We start from the raw sequence: 21,654 nt of genomic DNA, 5'->3' as shown, positions 1-21,654 counted from the left end.
CATGATCGCCGCCTTTCTCGCCTCGGACGCCCACGCCCGCACGCGCTCGCTCGCCTCGGCGATCCTGTGCGCCGCGCTGGCCGGGTGCGGGTTCGGGCTTCTGATGCCGCTGGTCTCGCTCAATCTCGAAGCGATGACCGGATCAGGCGCGGTGGTCGGCGCGAACGCGGCCGCCGCCGCGATCTCGACCATCGCCGCGACCCCGCTCATTCCCCCGCTCCTGTCGCGCTTTCCGCCGCGCATGGTGATTGTCGGATCGGCGGTTCTGACGGGGCTGGGCATCGCCCTGTTCCCGCTCGTGCCGGACGTCACGGTTTGGTTCGTGCTGCGCTTTCTGATCGGGCTGCCGGTGACCGTGATTTTCGTGGCCAGCGAGACTTGGATCAATCAGCTCGCCAAGCCGGAAAAGCGCGCGAGCCTGCTGGCCGTCTACGCCACCGTGCTCTCGGGCGGGTTCGGGTCGGGCGGGCTGCTTCTGGCCGCGCTCGGCTCTGAAGGCGTCACCCCCTGGTTCGCGGGCGGGGCGATCTTTCTGCTCGGCGCGATCCCGATCATGCTCCTGCGCGGTCCCGGCATCGCGCCGCCCGAAAAGGGCGAAGCGAGCCCGCGGGCGATGTGGCGCGCCGCACGCCTCGCCCCCGCCGCGATCCTCGCCGGGCTCGTCTTCGGCGCGCTGGAAACCGGCGTGTTTTCCCTGATGCCGGTCTACGCCGAGCGTCTGGGCTTCACCGAAACCGCCGTCGGCGTGCTCGTGGCCGTCGGCGCGCTGGGCGCGATCGCGATGCAGATCCCGATGGGCCGATTCGCCGACGCCGCGGGCAGATTGACCGCGCTGCGGCTGATCGCCGGCGGCGCCGTGGTGATCGCCCTGCTCATCGCGCTCGCCGGCGCGCGGCTCTGGGCGGTCTATCCGCTGGTGTTTCTTTATGTCGGCGTGGCGAGCGCGTTCTACACCGTCGGCCTCGCGCTCATCGGCGAGCGGGTGAAACTTTCCGCCCTCGCCCCGGCGAACGCAGCCTTCATCTTCGCCTACGGCGTGGGATCGCTCATCGGGCCGCCCCTTTCCGGCGCGGCGATGGACGGGTTCGACCCCTACGGACTGCTGCTCGCCTTCGCCGCTTTCGCGCTGCTGTATCTGCTGGCGGCGTGGCGCGAAAAGGACATCGCAAAGCATTGACACCGGACGCGCTACGGGTATGTTCCGCGGCTCGCAGCGCCGGGGTCCGTTCCGGCGCGCTTTTCAGTTTTGACCGGGTACGAGACCATGGCGAAGCCGACAACCATCAAGATCCGCCTGAACTCGACTGCGGGCACGGGCTATTTCTACGTCACCAAAAAGAACGCCCGCACGATGACCGAGAAGCTCGTCCTGAAAAAGTACGACCCGGTCGCGCGCAAGCACGTCGAATTCAAGGAAGGCAAGATCAAGTAGGCGAAAGCCCGCTCTGACCGCTTTTCTCGTAAAAAGGCCGCTCCTGTTCCGGGGCGGCCTTTTTCGTTTCACCAGCGCCCGAAACGCGCGGCGCCCTGTTTGAAAACGATGAAGAACGCTGCTGCGTAAAGCGTCACCTCGATCAGCTCGCGTGACGGGTCCGACGGCCACGCGCCGTAAGCCATGGCGTGCTCGAACGCGGAAAGAAGCGCCACCACCCAGACGACGAGCGCGAGCGTGCCCAGCCAGGGTACGGCCAGCTGCGCCTTCAGATCGCCAGCGAGCCGGAAGGCCGCAACCCAAGCCGCTCCCGAGACCGCCCCGGTGAAAGCGGCCATTATGAACGCGGCAGGCGTGATCTGGCTGGTGACGGTTCGGGTGAACCCGTCCACGAAACCGTAAAGTGCCGGGGTGAGGATCGAAGCGACGACCGCCCCGCCGGCGAAGGCGAGGACATAGCGCCAGAGTGAATCGCGGTTCGGCGCGGTGGTCGGCGTCTCTGCGGTCATGGTCGAACACTACACCCTGACAGCGAGAATGTCAGCGGGTCAGGCGGCCTTCCTGCGCCAGGCCATGACCTGGTTCCGCCCGGCGGCCTTGGCCTGATAGAGCGCCTGGTCGGCGCGGGCGAGAATGTCCTCGACGTCGTCGCCGGGCCTCGCTTCTGCGACGCCGGCGGACACCGTCACGCCGATGCTCTCCCCGCTCGCGGCGACCACGAACGGCGCGCGGGCCATCGCCGCGCGCACGCGCTCGGCCGCTTCAAGGCCCGCCTCGTCGGCCGCATTGGCGAAGACGACGAGGAACTCCTCCCCGCCATAGCGGCCGGAAATGTCGATCGCGCGCAATTCCTTGCCAAGGCGTTCGGCGAAGCCCTTGAGGACGCGATCACCGGCCTGATGGCCGAAATTGTCGTTGATGCGCTTGAAATGGTCGATGTCCATCAGCGCCACCGACACCGGCTCTCCGGTGCGGTCGAGCACGTCGAGCGCCTGGCGCAGGCGGGAGACGACATAGCGGCGGTTATAGAGCCCGGTCAGCGGGTCGGTGACCGCCATCTCGAGGCTTTCCTCAAGGCGGTCGCGCAGGGCGTCGGTGTAGGTCTTGCGCCGGATCAGGGTGCGGGCGCGCGCGGCGAGCTCGCCTGAATCCACCGGGCGGTGGATGACGTCGTTCACACCCAGATCGAGGGCGCGGACCATCATCGCCCGATCGTCGGAATCCACCACCGCAAGGATCGGCAATTGCCGCGTCGCCGCGTCCGAACGCACGCGCGCGCACAGGCGCAGGCCGTCGAAACGCGGGCTCGTCAGATCGACGACCACCAGGTCGGACCGCTGGGCTGCGCGCAGCGCGTCCAGCGGCTCGTGGCAGGCGCGGGTGCGGAAGGGATCGGGCAGCTTGCCGGCCAGACGCTCGGCGCTCGCCGCGTCGGCGGAGACCATGACCACGCGGCCTGCGCTGCGCTCGCCTTCGGGCTCGGGCACCGCGCCACCGGCGTTCGCCGCCTCGCGCAGGCGCAGCTCGTCCATCACCGTCTTCAGGCGCAGAAGCGAGCGCACGCGCGCGAACAGCGCCACGTCGTCGACGGGCTTGGTCAGAAATTCGTCAGCGCCCGCTTCCAGCCCGCGAATGCGGTCCTGACGCTGGTCGAGCGCGGTCACCATGATCACCGGGATATGGCGCAGCTGGGGGTCGGCCTTCATCCGTCGGCAGGCTTCAAACCCGTCCATGCCGGGCATCATCACGTCGAGGAGCACCAGATCGGGCCGCTCCTTGCGGGCGACCTCGAGGCAGGCATGGCCGTCGGCGGCCTGCAGCACCTCGAAATACTCCGCGCTCAGGCGGGCTTCGAGCAGGCGGCGGTTGGTCTCGATGTCGTCGACGACGAGGATGCGCGCGCTCATGGCCCCTCCGTCAGCCGAGAAACTTCCGGACCGTTTCGATGAAACTTGCGACGGTGATGGGCTTGGACAGGTAGCCCTCGCAGCCGCCCTCGCGGATCCGCTCCTCATCGCCCTTCATCGCGAAGGCTGTGACCGCCACCACGGGAATGGAAGAGAGCGTCTCGTCGTTCTTGATCCATTTGGTCACGTCCAGCCCCGAAACCTCGGGCAGCTGGATGTCCATCAGGATGAGGTCGGGCTTGTGCTCGCGGGCCATGTCGAGGGCCTTGAGACCCTCCTTGGTCTGCACGGTCTCGTAGCCGTGCGCCTCGAGCAGATCACGAAAGAGCTTCATGTTCAGCTCGTTGTCTTCAACGATCAGAACTTTCTTGGACATGACCTGCAGCATCGACCGCGCCTTCCCCTCGGGACCGCCGGTTGTTCCGGCTTGTGCCCTTGACCATCCGGGGAAGAGTAAACCCGACTTTCCTTAATCAAGAATGAGTCGGCGCCCGGGTTTCGGCGCGGCGGCGGTCTGCGAGCGCCCGCGCGGTGGTCAGCACGACCCCTTGCGCGGCTGCTTTCTCACGAAGACTTTCAAGCGCTTGCAGGGTCTCCGGATAGGGATGGCCGATGGCGATCGCCTGGCCTTGCGAAGCCGCGAGCGCGATCGCGCGGTCGAGCTGGGCGGCGGCCTGGCCCGGCTCGGCGTCGAGAAACACGTCGCGGCTGAGGCTGGCGAGCCCGGCGTCAGCGGCGGCGCGCGCGGCGACCGAACGGGGATGGGTCAGGGAGTCGAGGAACACGAGCTCACCCTCGGGCGCGGCGGCGAAGAGCGCCGCCATGGCGCCGGGATCGGACGTCATCCGGCTGCCCATATGGTTGTTGAACCCCGCCGCGCCCGGCACGCGCGAAAACGCCCAGGCCAGCCGCGCGCGCAAGGTCTCGGCGGTCATGCCGGTGACGATCGCGCCGGGCCCGGGATCTTCGAGACCCACAGGCTCCATGGGCAGATGCACGAACACCTCGCGTCCCGCCGCGCGCGCTTCGGCGGCGATCACGGGCGCGGCGTCTGCATAGGGAAGGATGGCCAGCGTGACCGGTAGATCCATCAGCCGCCGCGCCGCGTCGACGTCCAGGCCGACATCGTCGATCACGACGAGCAGGAGAGGCTCGGACGGTTCAGACGCGGCGGCCGGCGTTGTTTCCCGCGGCTGACCCCGCACGCCCGCCTCGACCACGCCGAGATCGACGCTTCTCGCGCCGCTGGTTTCGGCCACCGCCGGTTCAGGCGTCGCCGCAGGCGCGAAGGCGAAGCCCGCAACGATCATGATCGCTGCGGCGAGGCCTGCACCGATCTGCGGGGCGAGTACCGAAAAGCGCGCCATGGGCCGGTGTTTACAGCGAGTCGCGGTTGGCGGCGCGCGCCCGCCCGCCTAAGTTCGCCGCCACGGAAAACTCCGCGGGGCGCGGCCATGCTGCTGATCATCGACAACTACGACAGCTTCACCTTCAACCTGGTGCATTATTTTCAGGAGCTGGGCGCGAAGACCGAAGTCGTGCGCAACGACCAGATCAGCGCCGCCGACGCGATCGGGTCCGGCGCGGCCGGCGTCGTTCTGAGCCCGGGGCCCTGCGATCCGGACCGGGCGGGGATCTGCCTTGAGCTGCTGGAAAAAGCCCCGGAGACCCTGCCGATCTTCGGCGTGTGCCTGGGTCATCAGGCGATCGGTCAGGTCTGGGGCGGCAAGGTCGTCCAGGCCCGCGAGATCATGCACGGCAAGACCAGCCCCGTGACCCATGACGGCACGGGCGTTTTCCAGGGCCTGCCCAGCCCGTTCACCGCGACGCGTTATCACTCGCTGGCTGTCGATCTGCCCGAAGGAACCGAGTTGAAGGTCACCGCGCGCACGGCCGACGGCGAGATCATGGGGCTCGCCCATGCGAGCCGGCCCGTGCACGGCGTGCAGTTTCATCCCGAGTCGATCGCGTCCGAGCACGGCCACAAGATGCTCGCGAATTTCCTGAAGATCGCCGGCCTGCCCGTCCGCGACCCCGTGCGCGACAGGGAGCCGGCCTGATGAGCGGCATGACCGAGGCCATCCGCGCGCTCGCCGCCGGCCGCGAGCCCGGCGAGCAGGCGCTGCGCGCCGCTTTCGACACGCTGATGGAGGGGGAAGCCGATCCTGTCGAGGTGGGCGGCTTCCTGCTCGCCCTCGCCGCGGTCGGTGAAAGTCCGGAGGCGCTCAGGACCGGGGCCGAGGCCATGCGCGCGCGCATGACGAAAATCGAGGCGCCGGACGGCGCGATCGACACCTGCGGCACCGGAGGCGACGCGCGCGGGACCTTGAACATCTCCACCGCCGCCGCCCTCGTCGCGGCCGGTGCGGGCGCGGTCGTCGCCAAGCACGGCAACAAGGCGGCGAGCTCGAAATCAGGCTCGGCCGAAGTGCTCGAATCGCTCGGCGTGAACCTGTTGGCAAGCCCCGCGCAGATCGAGAGCGCGCTGAGCGAGGCCAGGGTCGCCTTCCTGTTCGCCCAGGCCCATCACGGCGCGGTGCGCCATGTCGGCCCGGCGCGGCGGGTGCTGGGGGTGCGCACGATCTTCAACCTGCTCGGTCCGCTGTCCAACCCGGCCGGCGCGAAGCGTCAGCTGCTCGGCGTGTTCGATGAGAAATGGCTCGTGCCGATGGCTGAAGCCCTGCGCGGGCTGGGCGCTGAGCGGGCGATGATCGTGCACGGCTCGGACGGGCTGGACGAGATCACCACCACCGGCCCCACCAAGGTCGCCGAGCTGCATGAGAGCGGCGAGGTCACCACCTATGAGATCACCCCCGAGGACGCAGGCCTTCCCCGCGCCGCGCTCGACGACCTGAAAGGCGGCGAGCCGGCCGAGAACGCCGAGGCGATCACGGCGCTGTTGAACGGCGCGCGCGGGCCCTATCGCGACATCGTCGCTTTCAACGCCGGCGCGGCACTGAAACTCGCCGGCCTCGCAGGCGACTTCGCAGACGGCGCGCGCCAGGCCGAAGCCGCGATCGAGGACGGCCGCGCGAAAGCCGCCCTCGCCGCCCTGGTCGAAGCCAGCCACGGAGCCCGGTCATGAGCGACGTGCTCGCGAAGATCGAAGCCTACAAGCGCGCCGACATCGCCGAGCGCAAGGCCGCGCGCCCCTATGAGGCGGTCGCCGAGGCTGCGAGCGCGGCGCCGCCGGTGCGGGGCTTTCTCGATGCGCTGAAGCGCGCCTCGGATACGTCGGGGCTGGGTCTCATCGCCGAGGTGAAGAAGGCGAGCCCGTCAAAGGGCCTCATCCGCGCGGACTTCGATCCGCCCGCGCTCGCCCGCGCCTATGAAGTCGGCGGCGCGGCGTGCCTGTCGGTGCTGACCGACGCGCCGAGCTTTCAGGGCGAGGACCGCTATCTCGTCGCCGCGCGCGAGGCGGTCTCGCTGCCCGTGCTGCGGAAGGACTTCCTCTACGAGCCCTGGCAGGTCGCCGAATCGCGGGCGCTGGGCGCCGATTGCATCCTGGTGATTCTCGCCGCCGTGGACGACGCGACCGCCGCCGCGCTCATCGACGAAGCGTTCAGATGGAATATGGACGCGCTCGTCGAGGTCCATGACGCAGAGGAAATGCGCCGCGCGCTCGCTCTGCCCTCTCCGCTCGTGGGTGTGAACAACCGCAATCTCAGAACCTTCGAGACCCGGCTCGAAACCTTCGAATCGCTCGCGCCTATGGCTGATTCGGGCCGGCTTCTGGTCGCTGAGAGCGGCATCTTCGAGCCTGAGGACGCCGTCCGCCTCAAGGCCGCAGGCGCACGCGCCCTGCTCGTGGGCGAAAGCCTGATGCGGCAGGACGACGTCACCGCCGCCACGCGCCGGCTGATGGCGATCTGAGCGAGGCGCGCCCGGCGTTGACTTGACGTTAACTCGGAACAGGCATAGAACACGAAGCGTATTTTCGTGTTTTGTTCCTGACCGAGGGCGACATGCTGACCAAAAAACAGCACGAGCTTCTGCTCTTCATCCACAAGCGCCTGTCCGAGGACGGCGTCTCGCCCTCCTTCGACGAGATGAAGGAGGCGCTCAGCCTCGCGTCGAAGTCCGGCGTGCACCGCCTGGTGAGCGCGCTCGAGGAGCGCGGCTTCATCCGGCGTCTGCCCCACAGGGCCCGCGCGCTCGAAGTGCTGAAGCTGCCTGACAGCGCCGCGCCGAAGCCCGCCTCGAACGTGGTCGAGCCTGATTTCGGACGCCGCGGCGAACCGGCGGAGACCGGCATCGAAGTGCCCGTGCTCGGCCGCATCGCGGCGGGCGTGCCGATCTCGGCGATCCAGCACGAGACCGACCGGCTGTCGGTGCCGCCCTCGATGATCTCCGGCGGCGAGCACTTCGCGCTCGAAGTGCACGGGGATTCGATGATCGAAGCCGGCATTCTCGACGGCGACGTGGTTGTCATCAAACGCGCCGACACCGCAGACACCGGCGACATCGTCGTGGCGCTGGTGCGCGACGAGGAAGCCACGCTGAAAAAACTGCGCAAGAAGGGCGGCTCGATCGCGCTGGAAGCGGCGAACCCCGCCTATGAGACGCGCATTTTCAGCGCCGGCGAAGTGAAGGTGCAGGGCCGCCTGGTCGGCCTCATCCGCCGCTACCACTAGGCGGGCATCAGGTCCCGCCCGGCGGCGCGCTCCACACCCTGGACCGCCGCCGGTCCTGGGCTGCGCGCAGGCGCACGACCCGGCCGTCCTTGATCCAGAAGGCCGCCCCGCCGATCTCCTCGCGTCTGGCGTCGTCGAACAAAAGCGCGCCGCAGCGCCGCGCCCGCCAGGGCGGTGCGCGACCGTCGAACACGACGATGTCGGCGCGCTCGCAATCTTCCGCCAGCGCTTCGGGATCCTCGGTGATGGCGACCAGAAGCCCGTCCGCCGTGCGTCCTGTGCACCCGCCCGCATCGCAGGCGAGCGCGGCGCGATCGGGCCGCCCCTCGCCCGCCCCGGCGCGCTGCAGGAACACGCCCGTGTCGAACCGGCCCCGCCTGAGATCAGTGGCCTGAAACCCGGCCTCTGCGTCGAAGCGGGCCAGCACGACGCCGTCCTCGGTCACCATGAAATCCGGCGGGCTCTGCAGCTGCCAGGCCGCCAGCGCGGCGAGGCTGGCGGCGATCCCGCCCGCCCTGACGAGCCCCAGCCCCAGCGTGGCGAGCGCGAAGCCCACCCCATAAAGCGCCACGACCGTACCGCTGGCCGCCAGCACCGACACGCCCGCGCCTTCGGTCTCAGCGGTGCGGTGGGCGACCGCGAGCACGACCCGCAAGCCGAGGTCCATCACCCGGAGCATCGGTCCGTCGAGCCCGAACGGCATGAGCGCCAGAGCCGCGACGCCGGCGGGCATGACGAGGAAGGTGAACACAGGCATGGCCAGAAGATTGGCGATGAAGCCGTAGGCTGCGAGGCGCTGGAAATGAAACGCCGCGAACGCTCCCGTCGCCGCGCCCGCGACGAGGCTGGTCGTCGCGAGACCGCCGAACGCGCCCATAGCGCGTTCGAGAACGCCAGGCGCGATCAAGCGCTCGGGCTTGATCTTCATCCAGATCTCGTAGACCGCGATGAGCGCGGCCACGGCCGAAAAGCTCATCTGGAAGCCCGGCTCGATCACGCTTTCCGGCGCGATCACGAGCACCCCGATCGCCGCGATGGCGAGCGAGCGCAGCGAGAAGGCCCGCCGGTCGAAAAGCACGCCCAGAAGCACCACCACCGCCATCACCCAGGCCCTCTGGGTGGGCACCGCCGCGCCGGACAAAACGAGATAGGCTGTGGCAGCCAGCAGCGCGACAATCGCGGCGGGCTTGCGCGGATCCTGGGCGCGAGCGTAGGGCTCGATCGCAGCGAACAGCCAGCGCGCAGCCCAGTACACCCCGCCTGCGAACAGCGCCATGTGAAGCCCGGAAATGGCGAGGATGTGCCCCAGCCCCGACAGCCGCAGCGCCTCGGCGTCCGCCTCGCTCACGCCCGACCGGTCCCCGGTCAGCAGCGCCGCAGCGATCCCGCCCGTGCGTTCGCCCGCCCGCTCCCTGATCCGTTCAGCCAGCATCCAGCGGAACGCGGCGAGCCTGCGGGCGAAGCGGTCGGTCTCGATCTCCGGGCCTGGCTGAAGCCGGCCGAGCGACCAGCCGGTCAGCGCCACGCCGTCATACCAGGCCGCCCGCCCGCCGTCGTAGCCGCCCGGCGCTGCGGGACCGGGCGGCCGGTCGAGCATCGCGATCACGGAGACGGAGTCGCCGGGCGCGAAGTCATCGAGCGCGGTCCGGACCCGGACGCGCCGGGGCGGGATTTCCGCGCCTTCGAGCGAGAGCACGCGGATGAGCAGGCGCGGCCGGCTTCCCCCGCGCTCGACCGCTTCGATCCAGCCTTCGACGAGCTTGGGCCGGCCGGCGTCCTCGATCGGCGGCGGGGCGCTTGCGATCGTGCGATGCTGGGCGAGCCCGAAACCCGCGGCGCACAGGGCGGCGAGAACCAGGACGTAGAGCGCTATCGCCCGGCCGCGCGCCAGCACAGCGGCAAGGGCGAACACGACGGCGAGGCCTGCAGCTGCAAGGCGCAGCCAGGCGGGCGGTTCGGACGGCCAGACGAGATAGGCGACCGCCCCGATCGCCAGCGCGACAGGCGCCCAGATCAGCAGGCGTGACGGATCGGGCGGCCCCGGCCTGACCGGGGCGCCGAACACCGCTTCGACAAGGGTTTCAAACCGGCCCCGATCGCGCGGCAGGGGAAACGTATCCGCAACCACACCCCCATGATGCCGCGTCGATCAGCAGGAGGCTATCTCTCCGGTCCGGGCCCGTGCTAAGGAACCCGTCCCTTCGCAGCGCAACACGTTTTCGCAAGTGCAAAAAAGCTCTGAGATCGTCACCCGCTTCGCCCCCTCGCCGACCGGCTTTCTGCATATCGGCGGCGCGCGCACGGCCTTGTTCAACGCCCTGTTCGCCCAGCGTCATGGCGGGGTGTTCAAGCTGCGCATCGAGGACACAGACCGCAAGCGCTCCACCCAGGAAGCGGTCGACGCGATTCTCGACGGGCTGAAATGGCTGGGTCTCGACTGGGACGGCGAGGCGATCTCCCAGAACGCCCGCCAGGACCGCCACGCCGAAGCCGTCGCAGAGCTGGTCGAGAAAGGCGCGGCGTATCGTTGCTATCTCACCGCCGAGGAAACCGAGGCCGCACGCGAAAAAGCCTTCGCCGAGGGCCGCGCCCTGCGCTCGCCCTGGCGCGACGGCGGGACCGCGCCGGACGGCGCGCCCTACACCATCCGCTTCAAGGCGCCGGACACCGAAATGGTGATTGAGGACGCCGTACAGGGACAGGTGCGCTGGGCGGCGAAGGAGTTCGACGATCTCGTGCTGATGCGCGCGGACGGCACGCCGACCTATAACCTCGCCGTGGTGGTGGACGATCACGACATGGGCGTCACCCATGTGATCCGCGGCGACGACCATCTGGTGAACGCCGGCCGGCAGACTCAGATCTATCAGGCGCTGGGCTGGACCCCGCCGAAATTCGCGCACATTCCGCTGATCCACGGCCCCGACGGCGCCAAGCTGTCCAAGCGCCACGGCGCGCTGGGCGTGGAGGCGTATCGCGACATGGGCTACCTGCCCGAAGGCCTGCGCAACTATCTGCTGCGGCTGGGCTGGGCGAAGGGCGACAAGGAGCTCTTCACCGACGCGGAGATGGCCGAGCTCTTCGATCTCGAGGGCCTGGGCAAGGCGCCCGCGCGGCTCGATTTCGACAAGATGGCGCATGTGAACGCCTGGCACATGAAGCGCGCCGAAGACGACCGGCTCACCGGTCTGCTCTGGGCCCGGATCGAGGGGCGCGACGATTTGCGCCTCGATGCTCAGTCGAAAGTCTGGGTGTCAGAGGCGATGGGCGTGCTTAAAGAACGCGCGTCCACGCTCGCCGAACTGGAGGATCAGGTCTATTTTCTGCTGCGGCCCCGCCCGGTGGAGATCACCGGCAAGACGGCCAAAGCCCTCAAGGACGACGCGCTGGAGCGGCTCGCCCGGCTTCGCGCGGTCCTCGCAGAACATGACGACTGGTCCGAACCGGCCCTTTCGGCGCGCCTTCAGCGTTTCGCCGAGGACGAGGAGGTCGGCTTCGGAAAGGTCGGACAGCCGCTGCGCGCGGCGCTGACCGGCGGCGCGCCTGCGCCGGACATGGGTTTCGTACTGGCGGTGCTGGGACAAGAGGAGGTCCTGGCCCGGCTCGACGACGTGCTCTGACGCCCCCATTGGGAGGCCGCGCCAGACACGCCGTCGCACACAACAAGAAGGGTTTGAAGTGATGGAAAACAAGGTTCAGCCGAAAGGCGCCGCACAGCTGACCGTCGACGGCCAGACCATCGATCTGCCGGTCCTTTCGGGGACCATCGGGCCGGACGTCATCGACATCCGGACCCTTTATAAAAAGACCGGCATGTTCACCTACGATCCGGGCTTCACCTCCACGGCGAGCTGCGAAAGCCAGATCACCTATATCGACGGCGACGAGGGCACCCTGCTCTATCGCGGCTATCCGATCGACCAGCTGGCCGACAACGCCAGCTTCATCGAGGTGGCCTATCTGCTGCTGAACGGCGATCTGCCCAAAAAGCAGGAGCTGCACGATTTCGACTGGACGATCCGCCGGCACACCATGCTGCACGACCAGTTCGACCAGTTCTTCCGCGGCTTCCGCCGCGACGCGCACCCGATGGCGATCATGGTCGGCACGGTCGGCGCGCTGTCGGCCTTCTACCACGACAGCACCGACATCAACGATCCCAAGGCCCGCACCGTGGCGAGCCACCGCATGATCGCCAAGATGCCGACCATCGCGGCGCGCGCCTACAAGTACTCGATCGGCCAGCCCTTCATCAGCCCGCGCAACGAGCTCGACTACGCCTCCAACTTCCTGCGCATGTGCTTTGCGGTGCCGGCGGAGGACTACGAGGTCTCCCCCACCCTCGCCCGGGCGATGGACAAGATCTTCACCCTGCACGCCGATCACGAGCAGAACGCCTCGACCTCGACGGTGCGCCTGGCCGGCTCTTCGGGCGCGAACCCGTTCGCCTGCATCGCGGCGGGCATCGCCTCGCTGTGGGGTCCGGCCCATGGCGGCGCCAACGAAGCCGCGCTGAACATGCTCGAGGAGATCGGGTCGGTCGACCGCATCCCCGAATACATCAAGAAGGCCAAGGACAAGGACGATCCGTTCCGCCTGATGGGCTTCGGTCACCGCGTCTACAAGAACTACGACCCGCGCGCGAAGGTGATGCGCGAGACCTGCCACCAGGTCCTCGACGAGCTCGACGTGAGGGACGAGCCGCTGCTCGCCGTCGCCATGGAGCTCGAGCGCATCGCGCTGGAGGACGAGTATTTCGTCCAGAAAAAGCTTTACCCGAACATCGACTTCTATTCGGGCATCACCCTCAGGGCGATGGGCTTCCCGACCGAGATGTTCACCGTGCTGTTCGCGCTCGCGCGTACCGTGGGCTGGATCGCGCAATGGTCGGAAATGATCGACGATCCGACCCAGAAGATCGGCCGTCCGCGCCAGGCCTTCACCGGCGCCAAGCCGCGCGACTTCGTGGCGATGGACAAGCGCTAGATCCGGCTGACGTCTGGAAAAAACGCCGGCGGGGCTCAGGCCTCGCCGGCTTTTTTCTGTCTGGCGATCGCAAGGACGGCTTCGGCGGCGTTGCGCGAGGGCGAGCCCCCGTCACCGGCCATCTCGCGGGTCACCGCCGTCAGACGCTGAGACAGGCGCGCCCGGCGATCGGGATCGTCGAGCATGGCGCCGATCGCGGAGGCGAGCCTGGGGCCCGTGCACTTGGTCTGCACGTATTCGGGGATCAGCATCTCGTCGGCGGCGAGATTGGCGAGCGAGATGTATTTCGCCTTCATCAGCCACAGCCGCGCCGCCGCCCAGGCGAGCCAGCCGAGCCGGTAGGCGGCCACGGTCGGGATCCCGATCCGGGCGAGCTCTACCGTGACCGTGCCTGAGCAGGCGAGCGCTGCGTCCGCAGCGTTATAGGCGTCCCGCCGTTCGCCGGGCCCGGCGATGACGAGATCGGCGAAGGCCGGTTCGTTCGCGATCATCTCCCGCGCCCGTTCCTCGATGGACGGGGCGAGCGCAGTGACGAGCGCCAGATCGGGCCGCTCGGCCCTGAGCCGCCGGACCGCATCGGCGAAGGGCTCGAACAGGCGGGTCAGCTCGCTGTTGCGGCTGCCGAACAGGACAAGCAGCGCCTGCTGATCGGCGCCGATCCCGTGTCTCCGTCTGAACCCCGCCCCGTCGCCGGACAGATCGCGTTCGAGCGCGGGATTGCCCACGAAGCTCACCTTCAGGCCGTGCGGCTCGAAATACGGAGCGTCGAACGGATGGATGGCGAGCAGATGGCTGAAATGATCGGCAGCGATCTTCGCCCGCCCCCGTCGCGAAGCGAAGACCTGCGGGGCGACATACTTGATCCGGGGCACGTCCGGCAGCCGGTCTTCGAGCTTCCACGCCGCGCGCAGCATGAAGCCCCAGCTGTCGATCAAAACGACCGCGTCGGCGCCGAATTCGGCGGCGGCCTCGGCGACTTCCTCGGCGCGCTGATGGACGAGCTTGGCGATCTTCAGCCCGTCGAAAATGCCGAAGACGGAAAGCTCGGAAATGTCGAACAGCGAGGTCACGCCGCGCGCCGCAGTCTCAGGCCCGCCGACGCCGGCGATCTCGACATCAGGGTCGAGCGCGCGCAGCGCGTCGATCAGGTCGCCTGCGATCGCGTCGCCGGAAGCCTCGGCGGAAACGAGATAGATCCGCGGCGCGCTCACGGCGCGTCCTCCTCCCCGTCGGTGATCCAGACGAACAGCCCCGCCGCGTCCGCAGCCCGGCCCACGGCGTCGTGGCCGATGATCAGCGCGCCGCCGGCCGGCGCGGCGATCCCGGCGAGCCCGGCGCGCGCCGCGCCTTCGACGGTGGAGACCCCGATCACGGGAAGATCGACCCGGCGCTCCTGCACGGGCTTGGGGCGCTTGGCGAGCACGCCGCGCCGCGCTTCGGGCGTGCCGCGCACGGCGAGCGGCAGTTCGGCGACCCGGGCGAGCATGCGGTCGGTGCCCTCCTGGGCTTCGACGGCGAGCACGAGATTGTCGCAGACGACCGCGCCCTGGCCGATGTCTTCCGCGCCGATGATCCCGGCGATGCGCAACGCCTTCAGCCCGTCACGCCGCGCCGCGTCGTCAGGACCGATCCGGCCGACGAGCCCCGGCCGGGCTTTCAGCCCGTCGGCGATCTCGTCCGCGCCGATCACGGACAGACCCTCGCGTTCGAAAATCTCCACCACCGCCCGCAACAGCGCGTCGTCCCCGCGCGCGGCGGCGGCGAGCACCTTCGGTAGAAGGCTCACCCCCTTCATGTCGGGGCGGATCGTACTGAAATCAGGCCGGGGAACGGAACCGGCGAAACAGACCGCGTCGCAATTCGCCGCCTTCAGCGCTTGGAAGATCGCGCCGATCTGACCGATCCGAATGGTCTCCGCCTCGGCGTAGCGGGACGGGTCTGCGAACTTTTCAAGGGCGATCACGCAGCCCAGCCGGCCCTCGGCCCGCGCGGCTTCAGCCACATGCACCGGCAGGTCGCCCCCGCCCGCGATCAGGCCCAGCCGCGCGTACCGCTCAGCCATCTCAACGCGGCGCGGGGAAGCAGAGCGGCCTGGCCGCAGGCGCGCGAATGAAGCTGATGATGTCCATCACCTCGGAGCGCTTCTCGAACAGGCGCGCGGCGTCCTCGACCCGCTCGGTGAACGCGCCTTCCTCGGCGAAAAGCAGGCGGTAGGCGGCGCGCAGATCGTGGATCGCCTCGCGCGGAATGCCGCGGCGTTTCAGGCCCACCAGGTTCATGCCCGCGAGCCAGCCCAGATTGTCGACCATGCCGTACGGGATGACGTCGCCGGTCACCGGCGCGCCGCCGCCCACGAAGGCGTACTTGCCGATCCGGCACTTCTGGTGAAGCGCGGAGAGCCCGCCCATGATCACGTAGTCGCCGACCGTGCTTTCCCCGCCCAGCGTGGCGTTGTTGGCGAAGACCACGTTGTCGCCGACGATGCAGTCATGGGCGACATGGCTTCCGACCATGAAATACCCGCCCGAGCCCACTTTCGTGATCCCGCGCGCGGTCTCGGTCCCCATGTGCATTGTCACGTGCTCGCGCAGCACGTTTCGGTCGCCGATCTCCAGCCTGACGTCGCCGCCCTTGAACTTGAAGTCCTGGGCCGGCTCGCCCACGGCCACGAAGGGATGCAGCACGCAATCCGCGCCCACGTTCGTGCGTCCGGTCACGGAGACATGGGCGTGGAGGCGCGTGCGGTCGCCCAGGCGCACATGGGCGCCGACGATGCAGTAGGGGCCGATCTGGACGCCCTCGCCCAGTTCGGCGGCGGGGTCGACGATGGCGGTCGGATGGATGGAGGTCATGCGTCCCGGGGAGCGGAGGTGGCTGCGAATTCGGCTTCGGCGCATTTCACGCCGTTAACGCGGGCTTCGCCCTTGAACTTGAACACGCCGCGGCGGCTGGTGACCACCTCGACCGGCATCTCGATGACGTCGCCGGGGCGGACCGGCTTTCTGAAGCGCGCCTTCTCGACCCCGAGGAAGTAGATCACGGTATTGGAGATGTCCGCATCCAGCGTCTTGCTCATCAGCACCGCGCCGGTCTGGGCCATCGCCTCGATGATCAACACGCCGGGCATCACCGGGTTCTCCGGAAAATGCCCCTGGAAGTGCGGTTCGGCCGCAGCGACGCATTTCACGCCGACGATAGAGGCGCCTTCCCTGTAGTCGTAGGCGCGGTCGATCAGCAGGAAGGGGTAGCGGTGCGGGATGCGCCGCAGGATCTCGTCAGGTCCGACGACCAGGCCGGTCTCGCTCATTTTCGGTCCTTCTCATCGCCGCCCTTGGACTTCTTGCCGGCCTGCCGGCGAATCCAGACGGTTTCCCGCATGAAACGCTGAATCGGCTGGGCTGGCGAGCCCGCCCAGGTCTCTCCGTCCGGCACGTCGCGCATGACGCCGGCGAAGGCGGCCAGCTTCGCGCCGTTCCCGATGCGGACATGGTCGGCCACGCCGGCCCGGCCGCCGAACTGGGCGCCCGCGCCGACCTCGACGCTGCCCGAAACCCCGCCGAACGCGGCCATGACGGCGTATTCGCCGAAGCTCACATTGTGGGCGATGTGGCAGAGATTATCGATCCGGCAGCCCGTCCCGAGGCGCGTATCGGCGATCATGCCGCGGTCGACGGTGGTGTTCGCGCCCAGAGTGACCTCGTCGCCGATCATAACCCGGCCGACATGCGGCATCGAAAAAAGGCCCCTGGAGTCGTGCGCCAGGCCGAAGCCCGCCTCGCCGATGATGACGCCCGCTGCGATCTCGCACCGCTTGCCGATGACGGCGAACCCGATCACCGCGCGCGCGCCGACGACCGTGCCTTCGCCGAGCTCCACGCCCGGCCCGATCACCGCGCCGGGCCCGAGCACCACGCTCGCGCCGATCCGTGCGCCCTGCCCGACGACCACGCCGGGGCCGAGCTGCGCTGCGGGATCGACGATCGCGTCGCGATGAACGAACTCGGCGCCGTCATGAACGCGCGGCTTGAGCAAGGCCGCACAAGCCCGGCCGAACGCGGCGCGGGGGTCGGCGGCGACGATCACCGCGGCGTTGTCGCCCAGCAGATCGACGGCGCTCGCGTCCTTGACGATCGCGACTGCGCCCTTGCGGCTCTGCTCGGGGCTCTTGGTCAGGAAATAAAGCTCGCCGGCCTTCGCCGAGGCCGGCTCGGCGACGTCGGAGACCGGGGCGGCGGCGTCACCAAAAAGCTCGCCGCCCGCGAGGGCGGCGAGCTCACCGGCGGAATGCGGGCCGAGCCGCTCGAAGAAGCGCGCGTCGGCCCCCATGTCCTCGCCTTACTGCTGCTGTTGCTGTTGCTGCTGAGCGATCTGCTGAAGGATCGCGGCGCGGCGCGCGGTGACCTGGCCGAAATAGGCTTCCGGATTGCTCGCGACCTGATTGTTGACCGCCTGGGTGATCTGACCGCGCTGTTCCTCGTTGAGGCGCACGCGGGAAACCGCCACCGACGGCATGCGCGCGTTCAGGCGCTCGATCGCGGTCTGCGTGATGTTCGAGGTGTCGGCCACGTAGACCACGTCGGACCGGCGCAGAAGGACCTGAGCGCCACGCTCGTCGACGATCTCCTGAAGCACCGCGAAAAGCGCTTCCTCGACCTGGGCCATCGCGGCCTCCTGGGTCGCGATCAGCTCCTGTTGCAGGATCGCCCTCCGGACTTCCAGCGAGACCGTGTCTGTCAGAAGCGCCTGGGAGCGGGTCTCCAGGTCCGGACGGGCGGTGATCTCCGCCTCGGTCATCTCGCGCGTTTCGGTGGCGAGCGCCACCTGTTCGTTCAGAAGCCGCCCCTCTTCTTCGTTGAGCGGGGTGAGCTCCTCGTTCCGGATGCGGGTGATCTCGGTCTGGATTTGCTGACCGGCGGCGCTCTGGCTGAGGACCTGCGCCTCGTTCATCACCAGCACCTGCGCCTGCGCGACGGCGGCGAAGCCGACGGCGGCGACGGCGGCCGCTGCGATCGCGCGAACCGGCGCGCGCAGCGCTGCAAAGAATTGACGTTTCATAGTCTTAGAACCCTGTTCTGGTACTGAAGCGGAAGAAGCGACCGCGGTCGTAATCTTCCTTCACGAAGGCGTGGGCGAAGTCGAACCGCACGGGACCGAACGGAGAATCCCAGAAGATGCTCGCACCCGCCGACGCACGCGGCGACAGGTCGTCCACCGTGAAGGCCGATCCCAAGGCGCCTTCCTCGATCTTGTCGTCGTCAGGCAGCAAGCCCAACGTGCCGACTTCGGTAAACAGGCTGCCGCGGATGCCGTACTGCTCGGGCAGGCCGAGCGGGAAGGTCACTTCCGCAGCGCCGATGGCGTAGAAATTCCCCCCCAGGGCGTCCCGGGAGATGAACTCGTCGCCGTCCTCGCCCGGCTCCTGCCGGATGACGACGCGCGGTCCGATACCGGCGACTTCGAAGCCTCGGAACGTGTTGCCGCCCTTGAAGAAGCGGTCGTTGATCCGCGCCGTGTCTCCGCCCCAGGAGAACAGATAGCCCGTCTCCCCCGTCAGGCTGAACACGATGTCGTCGCGGAAGAAGTTCTTGTAAAAGGCCGTCTGCAGCTCGGATCGGACATAACGAACATCGCCGCCAAATCCGGCGAAATCTTGGTTGAAAGCGACCCTAAATCCGTTCGACGGCTCACGAAGATCATCCAGCCGGTTCCAGCTCAGCGAATACCCGAACAGCGAGGTCACCCGCGAGCCCGACGCCCGCGCGATCGACTCCGCGACGCCTGAGAAGGTGATCACTTCGTCGTTCCGAAGCGTGTAGTTCACGCCCGCCTGCACCGATCGGGTCAGCGGGAAGCCCGCGCGCACGGTGAAACCGGTCGACTGGGTTTCGAACGAGGCCTCCTCGGAGAAGTCCGAGCGAACCTGGAACAGGTCGAAGCCCGCCGCGAGATTCCGGTCCAGGAAGCGCGGTTCGGTGAAGCGGATGTCGACCTGCTGACGGCGCGAACTCGCAGACACGCGCAGACGAAGGAACTGGCCGCGGCCGCGCAGGTTGCGTTCAGACACCGAGAAGTCGACGAGGAACGCGTCGGTCGAGGAAAAGCCTGCGCCGAACGCCAGTTCGCCGGTCGGCTGCTCGGTGACCTGCACCTCGATCCGCGCCCGGTCCGGCGCGCTGCCCTGATAGGGCTCGACCTCGACCTCCTCGAAAAAGCCCAGCTGGCCCACGCGAGCGCGGGAAATCTGAAGCAGGGCCTGGTTGAACGCGTCGCCCTCGACGATGTCGAGCTCACGGCGGATCACCCGGTCCAGCGTGCGCGTGTTGCCGATGATGTCGATGCGCTCGATGTAGACCCGCGGGCTTTCCTCGATCACGAAGGTGATGTCGACGGTCTGATCGTCGCGGTTCGTGCGTACGCGCGGATCGATGTCGACGAAGGCGTAGCCCGCCGCGCCGGCGGCGAAGGTCAGCTGGTCGACCGCGTCTTCGATGAGACTGCCGACATAGAGCTCGCCGGGCTGGGTCGGCACGATCTGCTCGAGATACTCGGTGTTGAGATCGGGAATGCCCGTCTCCACGGTGATCTCGCCGAAATTGTAGCGCTGGCCTTCGTCCATGACGAAGGTCACGTAAAAGTCGGACTGGTCCGGCGTGAGCTCTGCGACCACCGAGGTGACCCGGAAGTCGGCGAAGCCGCGGTCGTTGTAGAACTGGCGCAGTTGCTCGCGATCAAACTCGATCCGGTCCGGATCGTAGTTGTCGTTCGAGCTGAAGAAACGCCACCAGCGCGCTTCGCTGGTTACGATTTCGCCGCGCAGCCGGCGGTCGGAATAGGTCTCGTTGCCGACGAACGCGATGCGGCGCACGCCGGTCAAAGGGCCTTCGGAAATCTCAAAGACCAGGTCGAGGCGGTTCTGCGGCAGCTCGACGATCTTCGGCGTCACTTGCGCGGCGAACCGGCCCGACTGTCGGTAAACCTGAAGGATCCGCTGCACATCGGACTGCACCCGGGCGCGCGTGAAAAGCGCGCGCGCCTGAAGCTCGATCTCTTCGAGGATCTTGTCGTCGGCGACCGCGCGATTGCCTTCCAGGATCACGCGGTTGACGATCGGATTTTCCTCGACGAACACGACCATGTTCGGCCCGTCGATCGCCACGCGGACGTCGGAGAACAGGTTGGTGCCGTAAAGGGTCTGGATCGACAGGTTGATGAGGCGGGGATCAGGAACCTCGCCGGGCTGGATCAGCAGATAGGACAGGATGGTGTCCGCCTCGACACGCTGATTGCCCTCCACCTGGATGCTGAGCACCGGCTGGGCGGCGCGCGCCTGCGGCTGCGGAGCGGGCTGGGCTTCGGCCGCGCCGGCGGGCGCCTGGGCGGCCGGATCGGGGTTCTGGGCCGAGGCCGCACCGCCGAGAAGCAGGAGACCGAACAGCCCCGCCGCGAGAGCTTTCAAACTGCGCTGCATCTACCCCTCATCCTTAACCGCACGCACACCCTGTTCAGGAGAACAGGCCGCGCAAATAGCTCAAATCGTTCCAGGTCGCCACCACGAACATGCAAAGCAGCAGCCCTGCGCCGAGCTTGAATCCCGCCTCCTGGACGGCGGGGCTCGGCGGGCGGCCCGCAACGGCCTCGTAGGCGTAGTACACGAGGTGGCCGCCGTCGAGTACCGGAACAGGCATAAGATTCATGAGCCCGAGCGCAACAGACAGCAGCGCGGACAAAGCGGTAAGCGACAGAACGAGCGCCAGAAGCCGTGATCCCACGCCCACCTCGCCGGCTTCGCCGCCGACTGCGTTGTTGGCCACCTGGCCCGCCGTCGTGGCGATCCCCAGCGGCCCGTTCACATGTTCGAAGGACGCCCGCCCGGTCACCAGGCGCGCGAGATAATCGACGATCATCTCCACCACCTCGACGGTCCGTTCGACGCCGTGCGCCGGCGCAGCCCAGATCGGGATGCGCACGCGCTCCACCGCGACATCGTTCGAAAAAACCACGCCCAGCACGCCAAGCGCACGTTCTCCGCCGAGCCCGTCAGGCCGCATGCGGCGCTCGGGCGCAGCGGTGATCTCCACAAGCGCGCCGTTACGCTCGACGACGAAGTCGATCGGCTCGCCTGCACGGGTCATCACGTGCTGCATGATCTCGCGCCGGTCTTCGAGTTCGCGCCCGTCCATCCGCACGAACACGTCTCCGGCCTGCAGGCCTGCGGCTTCGGCGGGAGACTCAGCGACGATCTCGCCGACCACCGGCTCGATCCGCACTTCGCCGCGCAGGGCGCCGAGCAGGCCGAACAGGACGATCGCGAGAATGAAATTCGCAAGCGGGCCCGCCGACACGATGAAGGCGCGCTGCCAGACCGGCTTGAAGTGAAACACCGTGTCGGCTTGCGCGTGGGACGCCTTGAGCGCAGCCAGCGTCTCTCGGTCCGGCGCGCTGGCCGCGTTCTCATCGCCGCGGAAGCGGACATAACCGCCCAGAGGCAGGGCGGCGACGCGCCAGCGCGTGCCCAGCCGATCGGTCCAGCCGAACAGGCCCGGCCCGAAGCCGATCGAGAACGCCTCGGCGTGCACGCCGCAGATCCGTCCGGCCCAGTAATGGCCGAGCTCGTGGATCACCACCACGAAGGAGATGACCGCCACGAAGGCGAGCACGGACAGAAGACCTGAGCTCAGAAAATCGACCATCAACT

21 protein-coding genes are annotated in these 21,654 nt (G+C 68.2%); 8 read left to right on the top strand and 13 right to left on the bottom strand.

Features of this window, described 5'->3' with window-relative positions; genetic code table 11:
- The first annotated feature begins 1 nt into the window (after position 1).
- Positions 2-1,177, top strand: coding sequence for an MFS transporter (locus ABL308_11850; GenBank protein ID XBQ15639.1), 1,176 nt, complete (start codon positions 2-4; stop codon positions 1,175-1,177).
- Between the two features lie 87 nt (positions 1,178-1,264).
- Positions 1,265-1,432: a 50S ribosomal protein L33 gene (gene rpmG / locus ABL308_11845; GenBank protein ID XBQ15638.1), complete on the top strand. Its 168-nt coding sequence runs from the start codon at positions 1,265-1,267 to the stop codon at positions 1,430-1,432.
- Positions 1,433-1,500: 68 nt separating this feature from the next.
- Here the strand turns inward: rpmG and ABL308_11840 are convergent, their stop codons facing one another.
- The 4 genes from ABL308_11840 to ABL308_11825 all read right to left on the bottom strand — a co-directional run bounded on the left by ABL308_11840 (position 1,501) and on the right by ABL308_11825 (position 4,706).
- Entirely contained in the window at positions 1,501-1,941 is a 441-nt protein-coding gene (locus ABL308_11840; GenBank protein XBQ15637.1) for a hypothetical protein, read from the bottom strand.
- A gap of 39 nt (positions 1,942-1,980) precedes the next feature.
- Positions 1,981-3,339: a PleD family two-component system response regulator gene (locus tag ABL308_11835; protein ID XBQ15636.1), complete on the bottom strand. Its 1,359-nt coding sequence runs from the start codon at positions 3,337-3,339 to the stop codon at positions 1,981-1,983.
- A 10-nt stretch (positions 3,340-3,349) separates the two neighbouring features.
- Positions 3,350-3,715 (bottom strand): response regulator, encoded by a 366-nt coding sequence (locus ABL308_11830; GenBank protein XBQ17738.1) that lies wholly within the window; start codon positions 3,713-3,715, stop codon positions 3,350-3,352.
- 97 nt (positions 3,716-3,812) lie between these two features.
- Positions 3,813-4,706 carry a divergent polysaccharide deacetylase family protein gene (locus ABL308_11825; GenBank protein ID XBQ15635.1) on the bottom strand — a complete coding sequence of 298 codons (894 nt, stop codon included), beginning with the start codon at positions 4,704-4,706 and terminating at the stop codon, positions 3,813-3,815.
- Between the two features lie 87 nt (positions 4,707-4,793).
- Here ABL308_11825 and ABL308_11820 point away from each other — a divergent pair, with 87 nt between their 5' ends.
- The 4 genes from ABL308_11820 (at position 4,794) to lexA (ending at position 7,973) form a co-directional block, all read left to right on the top strand.
- Positions 4,794-5,399 carry an aminodeoxychorismate/anthranilate synthase component II gene (locus tag ABL308_11820; GenBank protein ID XBQ15634.1) on the top strand — a complete coding sequence of 202 codons (606 nt, stop codon included), beginning with the start codon at positions 4,794-4,796 and terminating at the stop codon, positions 5,397-5,399.
- Positions 5,399-6,424, top strand: coding sequence for an anthranilate phosphoribosyltransferase (gene trpD, locus ABL308_11815; GenBank protein ID XBQ15633.1), 1,026 nt, complete (start codon positions 5,399-5,401; stop codon positions 6,422-6,424). Before ABL308_11820 ends, trpD begins: the two co-directional genes overlap by 1 nt.
- Positions 6,421-7,212 carry an indole-3-glycerol phosphate synthase TrpC gene (gene trpC / locus ABL308_11810; GenBank protein ID XBQ15632.1) on the top strand — a complete coding sequence of 264 codons (792 nt, stop codon included), beginning with the start codon at positions 6,421-6,423 and terminating at the stop codon, positions 7,210-7,212. The genes trpD and trpC overlap by 4 nt, the downstream gene beginning before the upstream one ends.
- 92 nt (positions 7,213-7,304) lie before the next feature.
- Complete coding sequence (gene lexA, locus ABL308_11805) at positions 7,305-7,973, top strand: transcriptional repressor LexA (protein XBQ15631.1); 669 nt, start codon at positions 7,305-7,307, stop codon at positions 7,971-7,973.
- Positions 7,974-7,980: 7 nt separating this feature from the next.
- On the opposite strand, the gene ABL308_11800 is transcribed toward lexA, so the two are convergent.
- A complete protein-coding gene (locus tag ABL308_11800; GenBank protein ID XBQ15630.1) occupies positions 7,981-10,101 on the bottom strand; it encodes a ComEC/Rec2 family competence protein in 2,121 nt (706 codons plus the stop codon).
- A 97-nt stretch (positions 10,102-10,198) separates the two neighbouring features.
- Between ABL308_11800 and gltX the strand changes: the two genes are divergently transcribed.
- On the top strand, positions 10,199-11,593 hold the full coding sequence (gltX, locus tag ABL308_11795; GenBank protein XBQ15629.1) for a glutamate--tRNA ligase: 1,395 nt from the start codon (positions 10,199-10,201) through the stop codon (positions 11,591-11,593).
- 61 nt (positions 11,594-11,654) lie between these two features.
- A complete protein-coding gene (gene gltA, locus ABL308_11790; protein ID XBQ15628.1) occupies positions 11,655-12,959 on the top strand; it encodes a citrate synthase in 1,305 nt (434 codons plus the stop codon).
- A 35-nt stretch (positions 12,960-12,994) separates the two neighbouring features.
- Here the strand turns inward: gltA and lpxB are convergent, their stop codons facing one another.
- From lpxB to ABL308_11750, 8 genes are read right to left on the bottom strand one after another with little or no spacing between them, the layout of a single operon-like run.
- On the bottom strand, positions 12,995-14,170 hold the full coding sequence (lpxB, locus tag ABL308_11785) for a lipid-A-disaccharide synthase (protein ID XBQ15627.1): 1,176 nt from the start codon (positions 14,168-14,170) through the stop codon (positions 12,995-12,997).
- Positions 14,167-15,021, bottom strand: a complete 855-nt coding sequence (gene lpxI, locus ABL308_11780; GenBank protein XBQ15626.1) for a UDP-2,3-diacylglucosamine diphosphatase LpxI — start codon at positions 15,019-15,021, stop codon at positions 14,167-14,169. Before lpxI ends, lpxB begins: the two co-directional genes overlap by 4 nt.
- 1 nt (position 15,022) lies before the next feature.
- Positions 15,023-15,811, bottom strand: coding sequence for an acyl-ACP--UDP-N-acetylglucosamine O-acyltransferase (gene lpxA, locus ABL308_11775; protein ID XBQ15625.1), 789 nt, complete (start codon positions 15,809-15,811; stop codon positions 15,023-15,025).
- The gene (gene fabZ, locus ABL308_11770; GenBank protein XBQ15624.1) at positions 15,808-16,266 is read right to left on the bottom strand and encodes a 3-hydroxyacyl-ACP dehydratase FabZ; all 459 of its coding nucleotides are present in this window, start codon (positions 16,264-16,266) and stop codon (positions 15,808-15,810) included. The genes lpxA and fabZ overlap by 4 nt, the downstream gene beginning before the upstream one ends.
- Positions 16,263-17,285 carry a UDP-3-O-(3-hydroxymyristoyl)glucosamine N-acyltransferase gene (gene lpxD / locus ABL308_11765; protein XBQ15623.1) on the bottom strand — a complete coding sequence of 341 codons (1,023 nt, stop codon included), beginning with the start codon at positions 17,283-17,285 and terminating at the stop codon, positions 16,263-16,265. Before lpxD ends, fabZ begins: the two co-directional genes overlap by 4 nt.
- Positions 17,286-17,294: 9 nt before the next feature.
- Complete coding sequence (locus tag ABL308_11760) at positions 17,295-18,014, bottom strand: OmpH family outer membrane protein (GenBank protein XBQ15622.1); 720 nt, start codon at positions 18,012-18,014, stop codon at positions 17,295-17,297.
- Positions 18,015-18,018: 4 nt separating this feature from the next.
- Positions 18,019-20,427, bottom strand: coding sequence for an outer membrane protein assembly factor BamA (bamA, locus tag ABL308_11755; GenBank protein XBQ15621.1), 2,409 nt, complete (start codon positions 20,425-20,427; stop codon positions 18,019-18,021).
- A gap of 34 nt (positions 20,428-20,461) precedes the next feature.
- Entirely contained in the window at positions 20,462-21,649 is a 1,188-nt protein-coding gene (locus ABL308_11750; GenBank protein ID XBQ15620.1) for an RIP metalloprotease, read from the bottom strand.
- Positions 21,650-21,654: the final 5 nt, after the last annotated feature.

It is taken from the genome of Oceanicaulis sp., from assembly GCA_040112665.1.
Lineage (GTDB): Bacteria > Pseudomonadota > Alphaproteobacteria > Caulobacterales > Maricaulaceae > Oceanicaulis.
The sequence above is the reverse complement of the archived record's forward strand: the minus strand, read 5'-3'. Positions and strand labels throughout refer to the sequence as shown.